Genomic DNA, 19,961 nt, shown 5'->3' with positions numbered 1-19,961 from the left:
TATATCCAGAATCACCATACTCATTTGACCGCTTTGCCGTCCCATCATGCTCCATTCCTCCCTTATTTCAATTATACCATGGGAATGGGGTATTTGGGACTTTTGTCAACAGGTCCAATTCTGGACACAACCTATAGAAAACAGTAGGAACTTTGATACACTCGTCATATAAGCACCTTTACAGTATTCCATATAGTCACGCCTTTCCCATATAAAAATATGCCGTACCTGAGTTGGTCAGGTACGGCATGACTCTTTTTGACACAAAATTGTACCTTCCACGCATGGCAAGGATTTTAATGTCAGGTCATAAACTCACGATTCTGCAACAACAAAAGCAGTGGCCATGCCGCCGGTTGTTGTGATGGAAACGAAAAGCGATGTGATCTCGGCACAGTCCAATATCGCTTGGAGAAAGCTGTCAACATAGATATATGGGCTTCCGTCCTCATTGTTTCTCGTCTCGATTCGGCGGTAGTCAAATCCCTTGTCAGCCAGCCTTGGGGCAATTGCTTTAAACGCAGCCTCTTTTACAGCAAATCGGGAGGCAAGATATTCTGCCGGGCCTGCCTTTTCTTGGGCGGCGGACAATTCTCCCTGGGTAAATACTTTGGACAGAGTGCCTTTGCTCATACGTTTTAACAGACCCTCGACGTCTCCGATGACGACCGTATCAATTCCGATCCCCCTGATCATGGCCATCTCCTCCTGCTCCCCTGTATGTTTACTCAATATTCCAGCGCGGAATTTTGAAACTGATACGAAAGGATATAATACTGCCGTTCTGTGGCAGATTCAGGTAGTTCTCCCAAAAGCTCGTTGATTTTTTCAAAACGATAATTGAGGGATGAACGGTGCATATTCATCGCCTTTGCCGTTTGGACTAGATTTCTGTCGTTCAAATAATACATATAGAGGGTATATGCCAGTTCAGTGTTGTTTTTTTGATCGTGTGCAGAGAGACATTTCAGTGTGGGGCAGAGGAAAACCTCCAGAGGCTCCTTTTGCAGGAACAAATTTTTCAAATGCACAAGATAATAATCTTCGTATCGGTAACAGCCGGGCACGTCGTGAATGGCCCGTGCCGCTTCCAAAGCCCTCAGTGCCTGAATATAGTAGGAACGGATCTCCATAATATTGGAAAAATGGTTGCTGAGGGAGGCATAGAGTTTATTTTTCACACAGAACGTGCAAAACGATTTGAGCGATGCTTCCGAAAGCCTGCCGTTGGGCATGACCGGGACCAAGGCGAGGAGCTTTTTCTCATAAACGACAATCCTGCTGTTGGCAAAGAGGTATTCAAGCTGATTGCGTATTTGCAGCATATTGACAGCGCCCGGCGTCAGCTCTGTTGAAATAACAAGGCAGCGCATATTGCCGGGGAAGGTGCGGTCCAGCTGATAAATAAATGCCTGATAGGCGCCGCTCACGACCACCGCCTCATCCAGCAGATCGAGGATAAAATGCTCAGACGGCCGTTTCCCATTTTGGTGCAGAAGCTCATCGTGTTTCATTTGCAAATAGATATAGCTGCGCAGAACCATCAGAAGCTCCCTGTCCATCTCAGTAAAGGTGTGCTCGAACTCATTGACCACGATATGGCCGTAATCCTTCTCGGCGCAGACAGATACCAGCAGCTGGTTGATCTGCATCTGCTCATGGAATGCCATGATCGGAATTTTGCTCTTTTTGACCCGGCTGTGGAGTGCCCCGCGATTTGCGAACGTGTAATCCCCGCTGGAAAATCCCCCGTTTTCAAGCAGCAGATCTGTAACCTGCATTTCTTGGGCCTGAAGTGCCTGTCTGGTAAGGCCAGCGATCCAGTAGGAGGAATCGAAAACCACGAGAGGGTTCCGCAGGAACGGATAGGCCGCATCCACCAGCGTCTGAACCCTTGCGCCCCCTGTCAAGGCATCCAAAAGCACAGCGCTCATGGCGCTTTTTTGATCCTCTATGAGAAAGCGTTCCCGAATGGTTTGGACGATGCGCCCTGTCTGTTCTGTTTGGATGAACAAAATGCAGCCCTGCCATGCGTTCAGCAACTGCGCTTTCTCAAATGCGGGGCCGGTGCAGAACACCAGATGGCCACAACCGCTCTGCGTCTGCCGCTTAACCGCCTCCAAGCTGTCGCTGATATACACCGTGTCCGGTAGCGGAGAGACATTCTGCTCCCGAAGGATCTCCCAGCGGGTCAGGCGGTCGTCTCCGAGGGGGGCGCCCAACAGCTCGGTTTTATCATGGGCGTCGAATAATTTCTGAAGCAAACTGACGGTAATACACATGAAACCTTCCTCCTCTGGAAAACTCTCATGCCGTTTTCTGTCGTATCTTTGTAATTATAGCAAATCGGTTGCCTACATTCATCGTACAAGTTTGTAGGAAACGGGTTTGCTTTTTCCAAAAGCTATGTATGTGGCATTTAGGGACAACCCGATTATAATTATATTATTCAAAAACGAACTGGTTCGCAACAAAAAATTCGTGGAAGTTTATAGGGGAACAGGAGGAACATGCTGATGAAAAACGCCTACACGATTCTAACGGTGAATCCCGGTTCGACGGGGACAAAGCTCGGGCTGGTCCGTGGGGACGAGATTTTGCTGGATCTGAACGTGGACACCCCGAAAGGGATGTTTCAGGACTGCCCGAATTTCGAGGATCAGGTACCCAAGCGTGAGCAAATGATTTGGGATATGCTGCGGGAGGCAAAGGTCGAACTGGAATCCATTGACGCCGTATCCGGTCGGGGCGTAGGCGTCCATTCCTGCACAGGCGGTACATATCTCATCAACGACCTCGCCTATGAGCACGCGCTGCACGACGTGGAAGGCATCAATCATCCTGCCACACTGGGCATCGTGCTTGCCGCCAAAATCGCGGCAAAGCTGAATGTGCCCGCCTACTTCGTAAATCCCATGAGTACGGACGAGTTGAGCGATGTGGCCCGGATGACCGGTATCCGAGATTTGTACCGGCCCTCCCACGCCCATCCGCTGAATATGAAGCAGGTGGCCATTCATCACAGCGAACTGATGAAGAAGCGCTATGAGGACTGCAATTATGTGATTCTGCACATGGGCGGCGGGACAAGCATCGCCGCCCACGAGAAGGGGCGGGCTGTGGACAGCACCCGCATCGGGGACGGCCAAGGTCCGATCTGCCCGAACCGGAGCGGTGATCTGTGCATTGACGATGTGATGACCCTGATCCGAAGGGGCATGACGCCGGAGGAGATTAACGAGATTGCCTCCCGCCGGGGCGGGCTCATGCAGCTGTGCGGTACCGACGATGTACGGAAAATCCGCAGCGAACTGATTCCTGCCGGAGATCAGCGGGCTAAGCTGGCGCTGGATGCCATGGAATATACGATGGTCAAATGGGCCGCCATGATGGCCGGGGCCCTGCGGGGGCAGGTGGACGCCATCCTGATGACGGGCGGCCTTGCCAACGACAAGGTCTTGGTGGAACAGCTCACCAAGGATCTGAGCTGGATCGCCCCCGTCTACGTCTATCCGGGCAGCTTCGAGACCGAGGCGCTGGCATCCGGGGCAATCCGTGTCCTGAGCGGCGTGGAGGAAGTCAAGACGTACACGGGCAAGCCGGTATGGAGCGGTTTTGCGTTTGACTGAGACAGGGCGGGCACAGTTTCCCGCGTTCACGGCGCACTGTCCCGAGGGTGTGCTGGAGATGAAGTTCACTGTCTCCCACTGTCACATAGACTCGTCCGGGCGGATGCCACCCCATGTGCTGGCCAAAGTGATGGAGGCCGCTGTAAAACGGCAGATGGAGGCGTACGGCTGGGACAGGGAAACGGTGGAGAAAAAGAATATCGCCTTGGTCGTCGGGTGGACCTCCATTCACATCAAGCGGCTGCCCCGTTTGGATGAGAACCTTTTGGTGCGGATCTGGCCGGGCCGGAAAAAATGCTCCATGCACGTTCGGAAATACGCGTTTTTCGCCGATACGGGCGAGACGCTGGTCAGTGCCGCGGTGTTGTTTCTGCCCATGGATCGAGCCAGTCGGAAGCTGACGGCGGCAGAAATCCCGGTTCTGCCGGAGGTGGTGATATCCGGAGAGGCAGATGTCCCCAGCCTGCGCAGGGCGTTCCCCGAGGAACTGCCCAACCGATTTGTACGGACAGTCTGTGCCTATGAAATCGACGAGAATGGGCATATGAACAACACTTGTTATCTGCAATGGGCCGATGAGCTTTGGGCGGGCGGTCACCATGGGCAGTATGAACCGCGCTCCATCTGGATGCAGTATATCAACGAGTTGATGGAAGGCCAGACGGTGGCGCTGGGCTACGCCGTAGAGGGACAGTGCCTGTATGTGCGCGGGAGCGTTAACCAAGTGGATTCGTTTCTTGCCGTGATCCAATATGAATCCTGTGACGTTCCTGCCGGCGGCAGGGATCGTCTACAGTAGATAAAATACACCGAAGGAGAAACACAAACAAAACTATTTTGAACGGAGGGGCAAGGAAGAATGGTCGTAGAAAACAGAGGTCAACAGCAGAGCGTGCGGTATGTGGTGGATACAGACCGCTGCTGCGGGTGCAGGCGGTGCATCCGCAGGTGTCAGGAGAACGTGTGGCAATGGGACGAGGAGCACCATCACGCATATCCGAAGTACCCGGATGAATGTGTCCTGTGCTATCAGTGTGAAATGGATTGCCTGAACAACGTCATTGACATTCAGGCAATCGCTACGCTGCAGGTCGATCCGCTGGAGTACAGTGCGGAGTTGATGAAGAAAAAGGAGGCGGAACAGTAATGGCAGATGTGAAGGATTACGGTGAACTGTTTACTGCGGATATCTTGGTTGTCGGCGGCAGCATGGCCGGCCTGACCACTGCCATCCGAGCCAAGGAAAAGAACCCGGAGCTGGATATTCTGGTGATCGACAAGGGCGTCATCGGCTGGAACGGGCAATCCACAAAAGCCGGCAACGGGATCCGAGCCACCTCAAAGCATCCGGACGGCGTGATGAACGCCTTGGGTTATCTGGTGAACGCCCACACCCCGTTTTTGAACGATCAGGAATTCCTCAAGCGGTACTTAGAGGTTCATCGGGACAACATTGACTACATGAAGCACTGCGGCGTCCAGCTCTCCTGCGATGAGCAGGGCAACGCCACGCCGCTGCCGTTTATCCCTGACGCACTGGATATGGCGGGCATCTCCATCAACGTCAACGCTCAGCTCCGGTCCTTTGCCCTGAAGCTGGGTATCCGCTTGATGAGCCGTGTCAACATTTTTGAACTGCTGACCAGCAAAACTGGCAAGGTCATCGGCGCCATCGGCTTTGATATGGACCACGGCGAATGCAAGATCTTCCACGCGAAGGCGGTAGCTATGGCCACGCAGGGCTGCCATTTCAAGAAGATCGGTTTGGAGTTTATGGGATACGGCACCGGCGTAGGCGCCATGTACCGCGTCGGCGCGGTGATGCGGAACGTGGAGTTCTCCACCCAAGTGGACGTGGTATTCAAAAAGACCAACACGCCCATCTATGGCGGTTTTAACATGATCTGCAACAAGCACGGGGAGAACCTGACCCAGAAATATATCGGCCACATCGAGTGGGAGGTGACCCCCACCTTGGTCAACGCCATGGTGCAGGAGATTGCGGCGGGCAATGGGCCGCTGTGGGTGGATCTGGAGAAGCCTGACGAGGTCCGTATGATGATCGGCGGCACGGACATGGACGAGTCCACCCAGCGTATGCTGCGCGACAAGATGGCGTGGGAGCATTTGGTGTTCACCAAGACGGCGAAAAACATCGGCGATGTGGGCACGAAACCGGAGGCCACCATCAAAACGGTCATCCAAGTGGAGCCAATCAAAGTGGATACCGACATCAAGACAGATGTGGAGGGCCTGTGGGCCCCCGGCAAGGTCTCCACCCAAGGCAACGCTTACTTCGGCTGGACCCGGGGCGACGGCTTGGGCAACGCCGCCACTACCGGCATGATGGCCGGCGACAGCATCGCTCCCTATGCGGCGGCCGCGGATTGGGATGAACTTGACCTTGCGCAGGTGGCCACACTGAAGGAAAAGATTTACGCTCCGCTGAACCGTCCCAACGGGCGGCAGCCGAAGGAGATCTATGATATGATCGAGCGCTATATCTTCGATGTCAACAAGTGTGTCCTGAAAAGCGAGGCTGAGATCCATAAGGTCTATCAGGACATTGCGGAGATGAAAAAGCTGATCCCCCAGCTCACGGCGGACGACCCCCACACGCTCTCCAAGTGCTTGGAGGCGGCGGACACCATCCTGTGCTTGGAAATGATCTTCCGCTCCGCGGATATGCGCAAGGAGAGCCGCGGCATCATGTATCCCCACTACCGGACGGACTATCCCGAGACGGATAACGAAAACTGGCTGAAGTGGATCAATATCCGTCAGGGCAAGGACGGCGAGATGGAGCTGTTCACGGAGGACATCCCCATGTGGAGATATCCCATCCGCCCGGAGGGGTACCAGATCCCTGAAGGCCATGTGGAAGAATACTACAAATAAGGAGGGGTGCGGGAATGAACACAGTCAATATCAAAATCAACGGCTATGACTATACCATGAAGCGTGGGATCACAATCTTGGACGCGTCCTTTGAGACACTGAAATTCCAGCGGGAGTTTTTACAGCAGCCGATCCCCACCCTTTATTACCTGAAGGGCGTCGTCGATGTGGACGATTCCGGCGTCTGCGTGGTGGAAGTGGACGGCAAGCTGATGAACGCCTCCACCACCCGCATCCGTGAGGGCATGGAGATCCAGACCCGGAGTGACGCGGTGATGGCGGCGCGGCGGGAGGCGCTGGCCAAGATCTTGGCGATCCACAACAAGTCCTGCGTCTATTGTATGCGCTCCACCCAGTGTGAGCTGCAAAACCTGCTCCATGAGTACGGTTTTACAGACGAGGCGGAGCTGCCCATGAGCAGCATCCAGCCCTTAGACCTCTCCTCGGTGGTGCTGGTGCGGGACAACAACAAGTGCATCCGCTGCAAGCGCTGTGTCAATGTATGTGCTAAGATGCAGGCTGTCTCCGCCATCGCCGCCACCGGCACCGGTTTAGAGGCCAGCATTGAACCAGCGTCCCCGAAGGGCCTTGCCGCGGCCAGCTGTGTCAACTGCGGCCAGTGTGTGGCCGTGTGTCCCGTGGGTGCGCTGACGGAAAAGCCCCAGTGGGAGCTGGTAAAAGAGGCGATTGCGGATCCCGACAAGTTTGTCGTGGTACAAGTGGCCCCGGCTGTCCGGGCCGCCCTGGGTGAAAACTTCGAGTTCCCCATCGGCATCGATACAGAGGGCCGGATCGCCGGTGCGCTGCGGCGGCTGGGCTTTGACAAGGTGTTTGACACCAAGGTGGGCGCCGATCTGACCATCATCGAGGAGGCCAACGAGCTGATCGAGCGGATTGAGAACGGCGGTGTGCTGCCTATGCTGACCTCCTGTTGCCCCGGCTGGGTAAAGTATGCGGAGCATTTCTACCCGGATATGCTGGACAATCTCTCCACCTGCAAATCCCCCCATACCATGTTTGGCGCCATCATCAAGTCTTGGTATGCGGAGAGGATGAACATACCCAAGGAGAAGATCATCACCGTCAGCGTCATGCCCTGCACGGCGAAAAAGTTTGAGATCACCCGCCCCGACGAGTGCGGCGCGGATGTGCCGGACGTGGACTATGTGATCACCACCAACGAGCTGGGCACCATGCTCAAGGACGCCGAGATCCAGTTGGAGGCCATCTCCCCCTCGGAGCGATTTGATGAACCTCTGGGTGAGGGAACCGGCGCGGGTGTGATCTTCGGCGCCAGCGGCGGCGTGATGGAGGCCGCCCTGCGCACCGCTGTGGAAAAGCTCACCGGGAAGCCTCTGGAGAACCTGGAGTTCACCGACGTGCGCGGCATGAACGGCATCAAGGAAGCCTCTTACGACCTCAACGGCACCCAGGTCAAGGTGGCTGTGGTCTCCGGTCTGGCCAACGCCAACGCCCTGCTGACCCGTATCAAGACCGGTGAGGCGGACTATCAGTTCGTGGAGATCATGGCCTGCCCCGGCGGCTGCGTCAACGGCGGCGGACAGCCTCACCAACCGGCGGTGGTACAGGCACTGCAGGATGTCCCCGCAGTGCGGGCAGCCGCGCTCTATCTCAACGACGACCAGAGCGTCCTGCGCAAGTCCCATGAGAACCCGGAGCTGAACAAGATCTACGCGGACTACCTTGGAAAGCCCGGCAGCGAGAAGGCCCACAAGCTGCTGCACACCAGCTACATCATGCGGTAAATCAGGCAAGGCCGGAAAACTCAATGGAACCATGCGGCGATCCGACTTGCCGCATGGATCCATTAACTTCCAACCAATCAATTCTATCAGACAGGAGGCTAGAAACGAAATGAGTTTCAACGATAACGTCCCGAAACTGAAGCCCTATTCCAGAAGCGTATCCATCATCGGCGTGGGCGCCACTCCATTTGTGCGCGTCCTGGACGACCCCGCCGTAGACGGCCTGTGTGAACCGGAACTCTTTGGCTACGCCGCCCGGGACGCCATGAAGGACGCCGGGATCGACGGCAGCGACGTGGAGTTCTACATCCACGGTCAGGCCGGCCCCGGCTGGACCAGCAACTACGCCACCCCCAATATGCACGTCGCCAACTGGATCGGCATGAAGGCCAAGGGTTCCTACCACCACAGCGAAGCCTGCGCCACGGGCTATGTGGCTCTGGAGACCGCGGTGCAGTTAGTGGCCTCCGGGCAGTATGACATGGTGCTGAGCGGTTGCATCGAGATGCCCTACTCCATCGCCTATCCCACCCGCGTGCTCACCAAGCGCCGCTTCGGCACCGACGCCATCTTCCATGAGACGCTGTGCTCCACCCTGCCCCGGGATTATACCCTGTTCACCCGCGGCGCCCTTCCCTTCAACTCCGAGTCCTGGCTGGACTATTACGTCAAAGAGAACAATATCAGCCCCGAGGACGTGGACGCCTTTATGACGGCGCTGTCCATTCACAGCCGCCGGGCCGCCGCGCTGAATCCCCTGTCCGCCATCACCAGCAAAACCTATGACGAGCTGGCCGCCGAGGCGGGCATGGACTCCGCTTATGAGTACCTCCACTCCAAGTTCAACCCACTGATCGGCAAGTATATGCGGGGTGCTCACTTTGAGCAGCGATGCGACGGCGCTGCCGCCGTAATCGTCTGCCCGACGGAGAAGGCTTACCAGTACACAGACCATCCCATCGAGGTGCTGGGCGTGGGCCACTCCTGTCTGGAGAACAGCAACCCGAGGCTGGAGATGCAGGCCACCACGAACGCCTACCGCCAGATGAAAGAGCTGACCGGCCTGACCGGCGCGGATATGGATCTATTCCTGACCAACGATTTCTATAACCAGTCCCAGATGCTGGCCGCCGAGATCTGCGAGTATCTGCCCAAGGGAGAGGGCTGGCAGTATGTCCGGGATGGCCGTATCGCCTTTGACGGGGACCGCCCGGTGAACTCCAACGGCGGGCGCTGCCATTACGGCCACGCGGCGGGCGCCTCCGGTCTGCACGATCTCTACGAGGCCGTGCACCAGATGCGCGGCGACGCCGGGGCCACCCAGGTGAAGCACGAGGTGAAGCGCACCATGCTCCGCGGCTTCGGCGGCGCGCAGAACCTGCTGAATATCATGTTGGAGAAAAAGTGAGATGGGAGGAAACGCTGTCATGACAAAGTATGATTTGAAGCCCATCGTAAAGACCTTTTATGACGCACTGGAAGAGGGCACGATATTGGGCCGCAAATGCCTGCGGTGCGGACACATCGAGTTTCCCCCGTTCCTCTGCTGCAACGCCTGCGGCGGTCTGGACACCGAGTGGGTGGATCTGACCAATGTGCGGGGCGTGGTCAAGCAGGCCCTGCCCACCAAGGGTGCTTTCGGCGACCCTGATTTCCGCAATCAGCACGGCGACTACTTCGCCGTCGAAGTGGAGATCCCCGGCGCCGACCCCTTTAACACCAGCCTTCTGCATGTGGATTACGACAAATACGCGGAGTTCGACAAGGCGATCAGCGAAAAGCCCGTGGCGGTCAAGCCGCTGATCATCCAGGACGAGGATGTCAAGGTCGTGGTGTGGGAGATCGACGGGGAGAGCGAGTTCAAGAAGATCCCCGAGTTGAAGCCCGCGAAGAAGGCCGAGGAGTCCGCCCCCGCGGCGGTCCCAGTCCCAGCTGGACCCGCCGGCGCGGACGATGAGATCGCCCAGACCGTCATCAGCTGCGCGGCGGAGGCCTACGGCGTAGACAAAGCGGCCATCACCCTGGACACCGACATCCGCGAGGACCTCTCCAACGAGTCCATGAAGATGATCGTGATGATCTCCGAGATTGAGGAGCGGCTTCAGGTCACCATCGAGATCCAGGAGGCCAGCCTGCTCAACACCGTCGGCGAGTTCGTCGCCACGGTAAAGGAGCGGAAGGGCATCACTGTCGATCCTCAGCCCGCGGGGACGCCGAACGCACCCCAGGCCAAGGAAAGCGCCGCGAAACGCGCCGCCGCCCCCGTGGACGACCCGGTGGGCCAGACCGTTATCGAATGCGCGGCCGAGGCCTACGGCGTGGACAAGGAGACTATCTCTCTGGACACGGACATCCGTGAGGACCTCTCCAACGAGTCCATGAAGATGATCGTGATGATCTCTGAGATCGAGGAGAGGCTCCAGGTCACCATCGAGATCCAGGAGGCCAGCCTGCTGAATACCATCGGCGAGTTCGTCGCCAAGGTGAAAGAGAGGCTTTGAGCATGAGCTTTATTGATTCGATTTATGAAAAGGCGAAGGCCGATGTAAAAACCATAGCCATTCCTGAGTACGACAACGACTACATGATGAAGGCCGCTGTAAAGGCCCATCACGACGGGATCGCCAATATCCTCCTGGTGGGCCCCGCCGCCGAGGTACAGGCGCGGGCGGACGAGCTGGGCCTGGACATCGCCGGCATCCCCATTGCTGACCCGGGGGACGAGACCTTTGTCAGCGCCCTTCTGGATCGCTATGCCGCCCTGCCGGAGAAAGTGATGCCCAAGAGCTTCATTGCCAAACGGATCACCAGCCCCCTGTACCTGGCTCTGGTGATCGAGGCCGTGGGCGACGCGGACGGCACGCTGGCCGGGGTGAACGCCACCACCTATGAGTTCATCATGGCGGCCAACAGCACCATCGGCCTGAAGCCCGGAGTCCCCACCGCGTCCGGCATGCTGATCGTGGAGGCGGAGGACTTCGGCGGCCAGCAGGGTACCTGCTTCGGTATGTCCGACGGCGCGGTCTGCATTTCTCCTACGGTGGAGCAGCACGCCAGCATCGCCATTGCTTCCTGTGAGACGTTCCGCGCAATTACGGGCGTCGAACCCCGGTGCGCGTTCCTCTCCTACTCCACCGACGGCAGCGGCGGTTCCAGTGAACCTGTCAAGAAGATCCGCGATGCGCTGGCTTTGGCGCAAAAGCTGCGCCCGGATCTCAAGATCGACGGAGAATTCCAGACGGATGCCGCCATTGACGAACGCGTCGGGGCAAAGAAGGTGAAACGCCCCAGCGAGGTTGCCGGCAGGGCCAATGTGCTCATTTTCCCAGATGCGGCAGCCTGCAATATCGGCTCGAAGCTGGTGCTTCGCTTTGCGAAAGGCGTGAAGCAGTACGGGCCTCTATATCAGGGGTTCCGCCTTCCAATCTTGGATTGCTCCCGGAGCGATACTGATGTGACTCTCTACAACAACATTGCGCTGCTCAGTGTGCTTGCGGCGGATCAGCAATCGTAATAACGCAGTGTAGCGCCAATTTAGAAAGGACCGTCTGGATATCTTGACAAGGGAGGAACTTCACTATGGACAGCAAGCAGTTGACCAACAACCGCTTCGGCAAATGGGGCTGGAGCATGATCATCTACACACTCCTGCTCTACTATATTTACGCAGGACTCTGTGTAGACAGCATGAACCTTTACCCGGATGTGTTTGCGGGTATGTATGGAATGGACCGAAACCTGCTTCTGGGTTTGGCCACCCCTGCCGGTGTCATTGGTGTATTGGGCGGTGTGGTATTTGGCCACATCTGCATGAAAACAGGTGTCCGCCTGATGTCCGGCATATCATTGATTATCGCCGGTATCCTGTATATCATCTTTGGTTTTGCCAGCACCCCCGTTTTATATTTGATCGTACTCACTGCGCTGTGCTTTGTGGCCAACGCTTTCGGACTCATTTCTACCGCCACCCTGATGGGCAACTGGTTTCCCCGCAAGAAAGGCATTGCGCTGGGCTGGGCCACCATGGGCGCGCCTTTGGCCACAGCCACCTTTGTAGCCCTGTTGAGCACCCTGTACGGTGCCATCGGTCTGCCAATGACTTCTGCGGGCGTGGGTATCGTGGTGATGCTGATGGGAATCATCACCTTCTTCTGGGTAAAGGATTATCCGGAGGAGGTAGGAGTCTATCCCGATAACATCAAAGAAGGCGGCGAACAGCTGTCTGCTCAACTCAACGAGATGAAGTCCTACAAGAGCAGCTTCACTGTGGGACGTCTGCTGCGGGATAAGGATATGTGGCTCATTGCCGTCGGCTTTGGCCTCCTGTGGATGGTCACTGTAGGGATCGTGTCCCAGTTTGTGCCCCGGATGATCAGCGTGTGGGCTCCCGCTATGGGAGCTGAAGCGGCCCAAGGCAAGGCTATGCTCATGCTCACCGTAGCCGCGTTGATTGGGCTGGTCGGCTCCTATTTTTGGGGTTGGTTGGACCAGAAGGTGGGGACCAAGCCCGCTTCTTGTGTCTACTCCCTGTCTTATATCGCCGCCCTACTGTTGCTGATTTTTGCACAGGTGGAGATCCTCATCTATATTGCCGTTCTCTTTGTGGGCTTTGGCATCGGCGGCCTGCTGAATCTGATGCCTTCTCTGGTCATTTCCGTGTATGGCCGGCATGATTTTCAAGCTGCCAACAGTTTGGTATCTCCCATTGCCTCTCTGCTGCAAAAGGCTGCTTTCGCCTTGATGGCTGTTCTGCTCACAATTTCCAATGGTGACTACACACTGCCCTATGCTGTATTTATCGGGGTGGATGTGCTGGGATTGATCCTGCTGCTGTGTGTCACCAATCAATGTAAGGGCCGGCAGGATTGAATTGATTGACCAATCCTGTTCTCCTCTCTTAGCCCCCCGTATGCTCTTTATACGGGAGGGCACCCTTTTATCGAGCACAGCAGTTTCCGATTAACCAGAAAATCAATACCATGTGGTCTGGCCGGCAGCTCAGCATCCAATGCTATGATTAATACAAGAAAAATATAGCAATGAAAAGAGAAAAAATATATGGTGCTGCTGATATACGTGCATCCAAAACGCAGGTTGCTCTGCGAAAAAACATTATACGTCTGTTCCTTTCTTGAAATCCGATGTTTCTGTGAAACATCGGATTTCTGTTTTTGTCGAGTTTTGATGGTTCATGTCGAAAAATTGTGCAGCTGGGACGACACCACAGTGTGGCAGCCCTATATCGCCAAATACCCATGATCACCAGCCTCAGAGTTCCACCTAAGAGGTCTGAAGCTGGTAACCATGTGCAGGTTGGCCAGCGCAGACCCCACAGCCTTTTTGCCACGATCTCCAACCTCAGATCCTCCAAAATTCTGAGATTGGAGACTATACATATGAGCTATGACATAACTGAAAGTGGGAAGCGTATTCGCCAACTCTGCATTCAAAAAGGATGCACACAAGAAAAAATGCACGAACGCTGAATATTGACAGAAGTTTTTATGGCCGCATTGAATCTGGGAAAAAGGGTTGCTCTGTGGATCCCAAGACGCCGGGCCGCTGCCGCCCCGCCGATCTCGTCCGCCAGCTTCAATGCCTCTGCTCGCTCCTCCGCAGTGTACCTCTTTCCCATGTTGAGCCCTCCTCAGCTTTCTCTATTTTACCATCTTTCCTTGCGTTCCGGGACTCAACTTTTATGATAACACTCCATTTTGAATTGCTCCACCTGATTTGGCTTTTCCTCCTGCATGATGGACAGGATCACATCCGGGTTTAACTTGCCTTGCTCTGAAAAGCTCCGTATTTTGATGGCCTGGGCATGGGACGGAGTGCGGTCCTCGCCCTCCATAACCTCCAGCAAGGCGGTCTGCTCACTTTCTGGCAGATAGGACAGCTCCACGGCGGGGCGCAGGGCCATTTGCGGCTTGCCCGTTTCTTTCAGCACAGTATTGTCAACCATGCTCAAAATTAGGGGAATCAGGTTTATTAGGCGGATATAGCGGTGGATTTGCCTGGAACTATCGGGGGCTTCCGCGGCTAAATCGTTTCTGGAATTGATAGTAGCAGACTTTTGGCCCACTGGGCCAAAAGTTAAATCTGTGCATTCTCCCTGTCGCTTCATGGCATCCAGCTTCATTTTGTAGGCAAACGCTTTTTCTGATGGTAAGACCTGCTCCCGCTGAAGGTTGCTGTCCACCATGACGATGATGGCTTCATCGTCGGTCAGCTCCCGGACAATGCAGGGAACCGTGGGCAGGCCCACCAGCTCTGCAGCCAGCTTGCACCGGTGGCCGGACACCATTTGATAGCTGTTGTCCGGCATGGGCCGCACCAGCACCGGGGAGAGGATGCCCCGTTCCTTCACACTATCCACCAGCCGCTCCATCTCCTCGTCCATCCGCACTTTGAACGGGTGGGAGGGAAAGTCGCTGATCCCGGTGGTGGGCAAGTCGGTCACATAACTGCGCTGGGCGTTGTCCCGTTCTGCCTGGGTCGAAACCAAGTCATTATAAGCCTCGTCAGGCCCAGATCGATCACGGTTCCTTTGCTCAAGGGCAATCACCTCCTTCACCAGCGCGGTATACGCCACCGCCACTTTTCCCTTGCTGTCATGGGCAAAGATTCTCTTTCCCTCCACGCTGCACTCCGCCGCACGGACGGAAAAGGGGATCTCTGTGTTCAACACCCGAAGATAGCTCCCGGTCTGCCGCAGGGCACCAATGATGCTTTTAGCGTTATTGGTGCGGTTGTCCACCATGGTCAGCAGGATACCGTCGATCTTCAGCGCCAGATTGATTTGCCGCCGCACCTTTGCAACTGAGCCCATCAGTAGCTTCAAGCCCTTGGTGGACAGATAGTTTGCCTGGCATGGAATGAGCACCAGCCATGGCATTGATAGTCAGCATACCCAGCGAGGGCATACAGTCGATGAGAACATAGTCATAGCTCTGCTTGACTGCCTCTAGGTAGCCCAGCAGCACAAACTCCCGGCTCATGGTGTTCACAAGGCTCACCTCAAAGCTGGACAGGCCGATGTTGGATAGTACAAGATTGACACCCTCAATGTCCTTCAAGATACCTCGGTCCATCGGTGAAATCACCGCATTCTCCACAACGCTCTGCATCAGGTCAGAGATGGTCGTGTCCAAGTCATCCGGGTCCTTCACGCCCAGACTCACCGTAAGACTTCCCTGGGGTTCTGTGTCCACCAGCAGCACCTTTTTCCCCTGCTGTGCCAGTCCCACACCTAAATTGACCGTGGTGGTCGTCTTTCCACCCCGCCTTTCTGATTGGTGACAGCAATCACCTTGCACTTGTTCATGGATTTCTGCCTCCTTTCTCTGGATATACAATTTAATCCAGAAGAAAGATTCAAGAAAGAAGATAGAGTTTGGAACAGTAATGGGTTGGGGTGTATTTATAAGTTTGGTATTTTTGATGTTCTTTTTATTAAAGGGTTGTGAAAGTGCCTTTGCTGTTTGATTTTTAGGGATTTATAAAAAATAAACTAAAAATGAACAGAATAGGCATAAATAAATCTGTCCTCAACATAAACGGGGACAGTTGAACTTATTCTCTTTGAAGATGTTTTTTCAAGGAGGATTTTTTTATGCGTGTAAGTGAGATAACAGAATTTTTGGAACACGCCTACGGCGTGCTGAATGAGGTCTACTTTGAGAGCAGCCTTCCCCCTGTGGTTATCACGGTCCAGAGCAGCCCTAAGGCTTATGGTCACTATACTACTTGGGATGCGTGGCGTCAGGATGAAAAGGGATATAGGGAAATCAATCTGGGGGCAGAAAGTTTGAACAGACCCATTGAATTTACCATAGCCACCTTGATACATGAGATGGTACACCACTACTGTGCTATGGCTGGTATCAAGGACACCTCAAGGGGTGGGACCTACCATAACAAGAAATTCAAAGCAGAAGCAGAAAAGCGTGGCCTGGTGATTGGGTATGATAGTAGGATTGGTCACTCCCCTACCAGCCCCTCAGAGGGTCTTATCGCCTTTATAGAGGGCCAGGGGTGGACAGGTATTGACCTGAGTAGGACAGGCTGGTATGGTGTGTCTGGTGGTGCTGAGGGTGGTTCTGGTGGTGATCCTGATGGTGGAGCAGAGACAGGAAAGAAAAAAAGTAATGTCAGGAAATACCTGTGTCCCTCTTGCGGGTGCAGCGTGAGAGCCACCAAGGAAGTACATATTGGGTGCCTGGACTGCGACTGCCCTATGGAGCTGGTGGAGAAGTGAATTTTGATATTATGGACGATTAAGCAGCCGGAGACCACCAACGGGTGGTCTCCGGTGTCTTTAGATGCTCAAAATCGTAAAAAATTGTTTTTGACAGGAAGGAAAAGTACAGACAGAGCAAGGAATTAAAACCCTTGCCAGACCTGAGAAATCAGGATGCTGCTGTTTTCCTTGTCCTGTAAGGGTTTTTGAGTGGTATGTCTAAAAATGAGATCTGGAGCTGGATTTTCAGGAGGATGGCTGCCTTTCCCTTACCCACCTTTTGTTCTTTTGACCTACTCAAAATATGGGGGGTGGGAGTGACACACTTTTTGTTCTTTTGTTTGAAAGTGTATATTCAAGATTGCCACTATCTCAGTCTTGGGTTATACTGGTAGAAAAAGAACAAAAGGTGGGCTGATGTGTGGGAGAGAACAAAAGATACAAAAAGAGTGAGAAGTACAAGGGCGTCTATCAGAGGAAAGATGGAACCTGGTTTTATAGAATCAAAATAACCCTTGGAGTTGGGGAAAAGCCTACATATATCCAGCAAGGTGGTTTTGACTCTGAAGAAGTAGCACATCGCAGCAGATTACTCAGATTAAATATAGAGTTGTACTCAGCAGATAAATGGAATGGGACTGCCAAATCAACAGCCATTGATAATACCTTTTCTACGGTGTTCAGCAGTTTTTTAGCAGACTGTGAGAGCAGCAGTTCCCAAAAGAAGTATCAGGCGTTATATAATGCTCACTTAAAAAGATGGAGTAGTAAGGATATTGCAGATATTCAAGATGGAGATATTGACATTCTCCTGCTTGGCCTGTCCCTGAAAGGGTATTCAGAAAGTTACATTTCCTCTACCAGAAAACTTGTGAAGAAGTTTTTTCAGTACGCACATCATATAGGAAAGTGTAATGGTGGGATTGCCCAAACTCTTTCTTCAAAGAACTACCAACTAAGAGTGCTGACACTTTTTAGCGGGATAGGCGCACCTGAGCAAGCACTGAAAAATATTGAGCAAAAAAGAGGAATTACTTTTCCATCAGTGGGATATTGTGAGGAGAATAATAGAACCTCGTTGGCCTACTCTTTGCTCCACAATATCAATATGGATAATGACCTTGTTGATGTTATGGAGATGGATAGAGAAGCTTGCAAGCACAATTTATCGGGTTATGACTTAATGATTTTTGGTTCACCTTGCCAGGATGTCAGTAATGCGGGAGAGCGTGCTGGCCTTTTGGAAGAAGGGAAATCTCACCCAAGTTACATTGACCTTCTCTATGATAGGGTAGATGGGCTGACCCGTAGTGGACTTTTTTATAGAGCCTTGCAGATAGCTTTATGGACACAGCCAAAATTTTTGATATTTGAGAATGTGGCGCAATTTTTGAAGTACGACTTTGAAATCGTCTCTCAGAAGATAGAGGAAGTAGGTTATAAACTCTATTATAGAACATACAACAGCAGGAATTTCAATGTTCCTCAGAATCGTTCTCGGGTGTTTTTTGTGATGATCAGGAAAGATATTCCCATCACCTTTGATTTTCCAGACCCACCCATCAACAAGGACACAGCCCCTATTGACATTATAAAAGCAGAAGATTGGTATGAGAAAAATGTATCGGACGAATATTATCTTACAGAAAAACAGGTGCTTAAAGCAAAAGAGCGTATAGCAAATAAAAAGAGTTATATTCCAAATTTCAGGAGAACTTACATTTCCTGTTTAACCACAAATGCAGGAAAAAATGATCCTTATGTACGTCAGACCTTGGTTGAAGATGAAAAGGGTGTGCGTTATCTGAGCAGTGAAGAACTGATGCGTTTTCAAGGTTTTCCTATGGAGTATGGAACCCTACTCAGAGAAAATGGATTTACTAATGAGGAAGTAGGAAAGTTGGTAGGCAACTCCATTACTGTTCCTGTCATTCAAGCCATTTTGGAAAAGCTGATTGATACTATTATTGAAGGATAGTTCAGCACACTTTTTGTTCTTTTGAAGATGTATATTCAAAATATCCCCCCACCATCATTGTATCAGCCCCGCCGGTGAACCGGCGGGGCTTTTCGTATCCCCTCTACTCTATCAATTGGAGGTTTTATACACACTGTGCTGGATTTTATACAAACAGGCAGGAGTTTTATAAAACATGAAGAAAATGTAGATTTTATAATAGTTTTGTTGATATTATCAATTTTATGCTATCAAAATAATACATTTTTGCAATGTTACAATTATGTTACAACGCTTTTATGGGTCTTGCTTTCACAAAAACAATGCGTTAGTATTCATTCACGCTAAAGCGAAATAATTTTGGGCATAAAAAGAAGTTTAGCGACAGTTAAAATTATATTATAACAGCAGGACAGGTGTTTTACAGGATGGTTCGATTCCTCCTACTGCTTTTGCCCCTTGTGGGTAAACCAAATATTTTAAGGAGGAAACTGATATGGTAAATAATGAGATTTTTGAAGTTGAGAATGAGGAAGAGATTGAGGTGCTGGGTAAGTGTCCTATCTGTGGTAAGGTTTGTACTAAGGAAAATGATAATGAATTTACTCATGTTTATTTCTCTGAAACAGAAGACTATGAGTATGTGTGTGAAGATTGTAAAAAAATAGTTGGTTTTGTGATTTTTGTGCAGAGTGCTATCCATGTATCAGACCTTCTAATGAGTTTGTTAGCCTGTGGGTATCAGAAGATGAAACTGTATGGATTTGCAAAGACATTGCTGATTCGTCTTATGAACAGTGTAGTAAGTGTGGTTGGTATTGTTATGAAGGTGTACTTTCAGAAGATGGCCTATGCCCTGACTGTGAATACGACAGGATTGAAGAAGAAAGAATTTGATAGAAAATAGTTTTACGCTTGTCTGAACATAAATAAATTACCTCAACGTGCAAAACTGGTAGAGCAGAATGGTTACATAGGTGGTTCGATTCCCCTACTGCTCATATCCACTTGTGGTAAGTGTTTTTTCCTGCTACTTGTGGATGAAAAATAATTTTTAGAAATGAGGGATTTTTATGTTAGGTGCAATCGTGCATAATAAGAAGTTTGAAGATGGTGAGCAGATAGACTGCTTTAAGGTGACAGCATCTCTCCCCTTTGCGGGTGGCGTGTCTACCTTTGGAAAAGCAGAGGTGGTGGAGTTTCCCCGTATAGACTGGGGAGAAGGTGCAATTCTCTTTAAGTTCAGAGGGCTTGAGTTTCAGATTTCGTTGGATGAATTTGAGCCTGTTGGGGTGGATGAGCTTCAGGATTGGTGTATTGAGGATTTTGACGCTGCAGACATTGATTGGCTGCATGGGGTGATAGTCTTTACATACACCACCACCCACCAGCTCCCCAAAGCGGGTTGATGGATGGCGGGGTAGACACCGGCGCTGCCGGTGTCTACCGATAAGGGTTTTTGGTGGTTTGGG

Annotated in this window: 17 protein-coding genes and 1 pseudogene; 13 read left to right on the top strand and 5 right to left on the bottom strand. The window is 52.6% G+C overall.

The features are described from left to right. Positions 1-315: 315 nt before the first annotated feature. A complete protein-coding gene (gene acpS, locus B5G40_RS01765; protein ID WP_158099467.1) occupies positions 316-696 on the bottom strand; it encodes a holo-ACP synthase in 381 nt (126 codons plus the stop codon). A 32-nt stretch (positions 697-728) separates the two neighbouring features. Further along, positions 729-2,282 (bottom strand): PucR family transcriptional regulator, encoded by a 1,554-nt coding sequence (locus B5G40_RS01760; protein ID WP_087398548.1) that lies wholly within the window; start codon positions 2,280-2,282, stop codon positions 729-731. A 234-nt stretch (positions 2,283-2,516) separates the two neighbouring features. Here B5G40_RS01760 and buk point away from each other — a divergent pair, with 234 nt between their 5' ends. The 9 genes from buk to B5G40_RS01715 all read left to right on the top strand — a co-directional run bounded on the left by buk (position 2,517) and on the right by B5G40_RS01715 (position 13,162). Next, entirely contained in the window at positions 2,517-3,629 is a 1,113-nt protein-coding gene (gene buk / locus B5G40_RS01755; RefSeq protein ID WP_087327821.1) for a butyrate kinase, read from the top strand. Between the two features lie 58 nt (positions 3,630-3,687). Then, positions 3,688-4,428: an acyl-ACP thioesterase domain-containing protein gene (locus B5G40_RS01750; protein ID WP_143383352.1), complete on the top strand. Its 741-nt coding sequence runs from the start codon at positions 3,688-3,690 to the stop codon at positions 4,426-4,428. A gap of 60 nt (positions 4,429-4,488) precedes the next feature. Further along, positions 4,489-4,776 (top strand): 4Fe-4S dicluster domain-containing protein, encoded by a 288-nt coding sequence (locus tag B5G40_RS01745; protein ID WP_087327828.1) that lies wholly within the window; start codon positions 4,489-4,491, stop codon positions 4,774-4,776. Continuing rightward, positions 4,776-6,527, top strand: coding sequence for an FAD-binding protein (locus tag B5G40_RS01740; RefSeq protein ID WP_087327831.1), 1,752 nt, complete (start codon positions 4,776-4,778; stop codon positions 6,525-6,527). The genes B5G40_RS01745 and B5G40_RS01740 overlap by 1 nt, the downstream gene beginning before the upstream one ends. A 14-nt stretch (positions 6,528-6,541) precedes the next feature. Next, positions 6,542-8,293: an NADH-dependent [FeFe] hydrogenase, group A6 gene (locus tag B5G40_RS01735; RefSeq protein WP_087327834.1), complete on the top strand. Its 1,752-nt coding sequence runs from the start codon at positions 6,542-6,544 to the stop codon at positions 8,291-8,293. A gap of 109 nt (positions 8,294-8,402) precedes the next feature. Continuing rightward, a complete protein-coding gene (locus B5G40_RS01730) occupies positions 8,403-9,701 on the top strand; it encodes a thiolase family protein (RefSeq protein ID WP_087327837.1) in 1,299 nt (432 codons plus the stop codon). Between the two features lie 19 nt (positions 9,702-9,720). Continuing rightward, the gene (locus B5G40_RS01725) at positions 9,721-10,794 is read left to right on the top strand and encodes a phosphopantetheine-binding protein (protein ID WP_070103852.1); all 1,074 of its coding nucleotides are present in this window, start codon (positions 9,721-9,723) and stop codon (positions 10,792-10,794) included. A 2-nt stretch (positions 10,795-10,796) separates the two neighbouring features. Continuing rightward, a complete protein-coding gene (locus B5G40_RS01720) occupies positions 10,797-11,807 on the top strand; it encodes a phosphate acyltransferase (protein WP_087327840.1) in 1,011 nt (336 codons plus the stop codon). Positions 11,808-11,872: 65 nt separating this feature from the next. Then, positions 11,873-13,162 carry an MFS transporter gene (locus B5G40_RS01715; protein WP_087327843.1) on the top strand — a complete coding sequence of 430 codons (1,290 nt, stop codon included), beginning with the start codon at positions 11,873-11,875 and terminating at the stop codon, positions 13,160-13,162. 577 nt (positions 13,163-13,739) lie between these two features. On the opposite strand, the gene B5G40_RS01710 is transcribed toward B5G40_RS01715, so the two are convergent. The 3 genes and pseudogenes from B5G40_RS01710 to B5G40_RS17030 all read right to left on the bottom strand — a co-directional run. After that, a complete protein-coding gene (locus tag B5G40_RS01710; protein ID WP_087327846.1) occupies positions 13,740-13,928 on the bottom strand; it encodes a hypothetical protein in 189 nt (62 codons plus the stop codon). 54 nt (positions 13,929-13,982) lie between these two features. Next, complete coding sequence (locus tag B5G40_RS01705; protein WP_242959120.1) at positions 13,983-14,681, bottom strand: ParB/RepB/Spo0J family partition protein; 699 nt, start codon at positions 14,679-14,681, stop codon at positions 13,983-13,985. 159 nt (positions 14,682-14,840) lie between these two features. Then, a pseudogene (locus tag B5G40_RS17030) lies at positions 14,841-15,617 on the bottom strand (AAA family ATPase); the annotation flags it as partial. 288 nt (positions 15,618-15,905) lie between these two features. Here B5G40_RS17030 and B5G40_RS01700 point away from each other — a divergent pair. From B5G40_RS01700 to B5G40_RS01685, 4 genes are all read left to right on the top strand, one after another. After that, entirely contained in the window at positions 15,906-16,550 is a 645-nt protein-coding gene (locus tag B5G40_RS01700; protein WP_087327849.1) for a SprT-like domain-containing protein, read from the top strand. Between the two features lie 403 nt (positions 16,551-16,953). Further along, positions 16,954-18,510, top strand: coding sequence for a DNA (cytosine-5-)-methyltransferase (dcm, locus tag B5G40_RS01695; protein ID WP_087327852.1), 1,557 nt, complete (start codon positions 16,954-16,956; stop codon positions 18,508-18,510). Positions 18,511-18,985: 475 nt separating this feature from the next. Continuing rightward, positions 18,986-19,396: a hypothetical protein gene (locus tag B5G40_RS01690; protein WP_087327854.1), complete on the top strand. Its 411-nt coding sequence runs from the start codon at positions 18,986-18,988 to the stop codon at positions 19,394-19,396. 166 nt (positions 19,397-19,562) lie between these two features. Next, positions 19,563-19,898 (top strand): hypothetical protein, encoded by a 336-nt coding sequence (locus B5G40_RS01685; protein ID WP_087327857.1) that lies wholly within the window; start codon positions 19,563-19,565, stop codon positions 19,896-19,898. Positions 19,899-19,961 lie beyond the last annotated feature (63 nt).

This window comes from Flavonifractor sp. An9, assembly GCF_002161245.1.
GTDB classification, from domain to species: domain Bacteria; phylum Bacillota; class Clostridia; order Oscillospirales; family Oscillospiraceae; genus Flavonifractor; species Flavonifractor avicola.
Note: the sequence above shows the minus strand (reverse complement) of the source record. Positions and strands in the feature narration are given on the sequence as shown.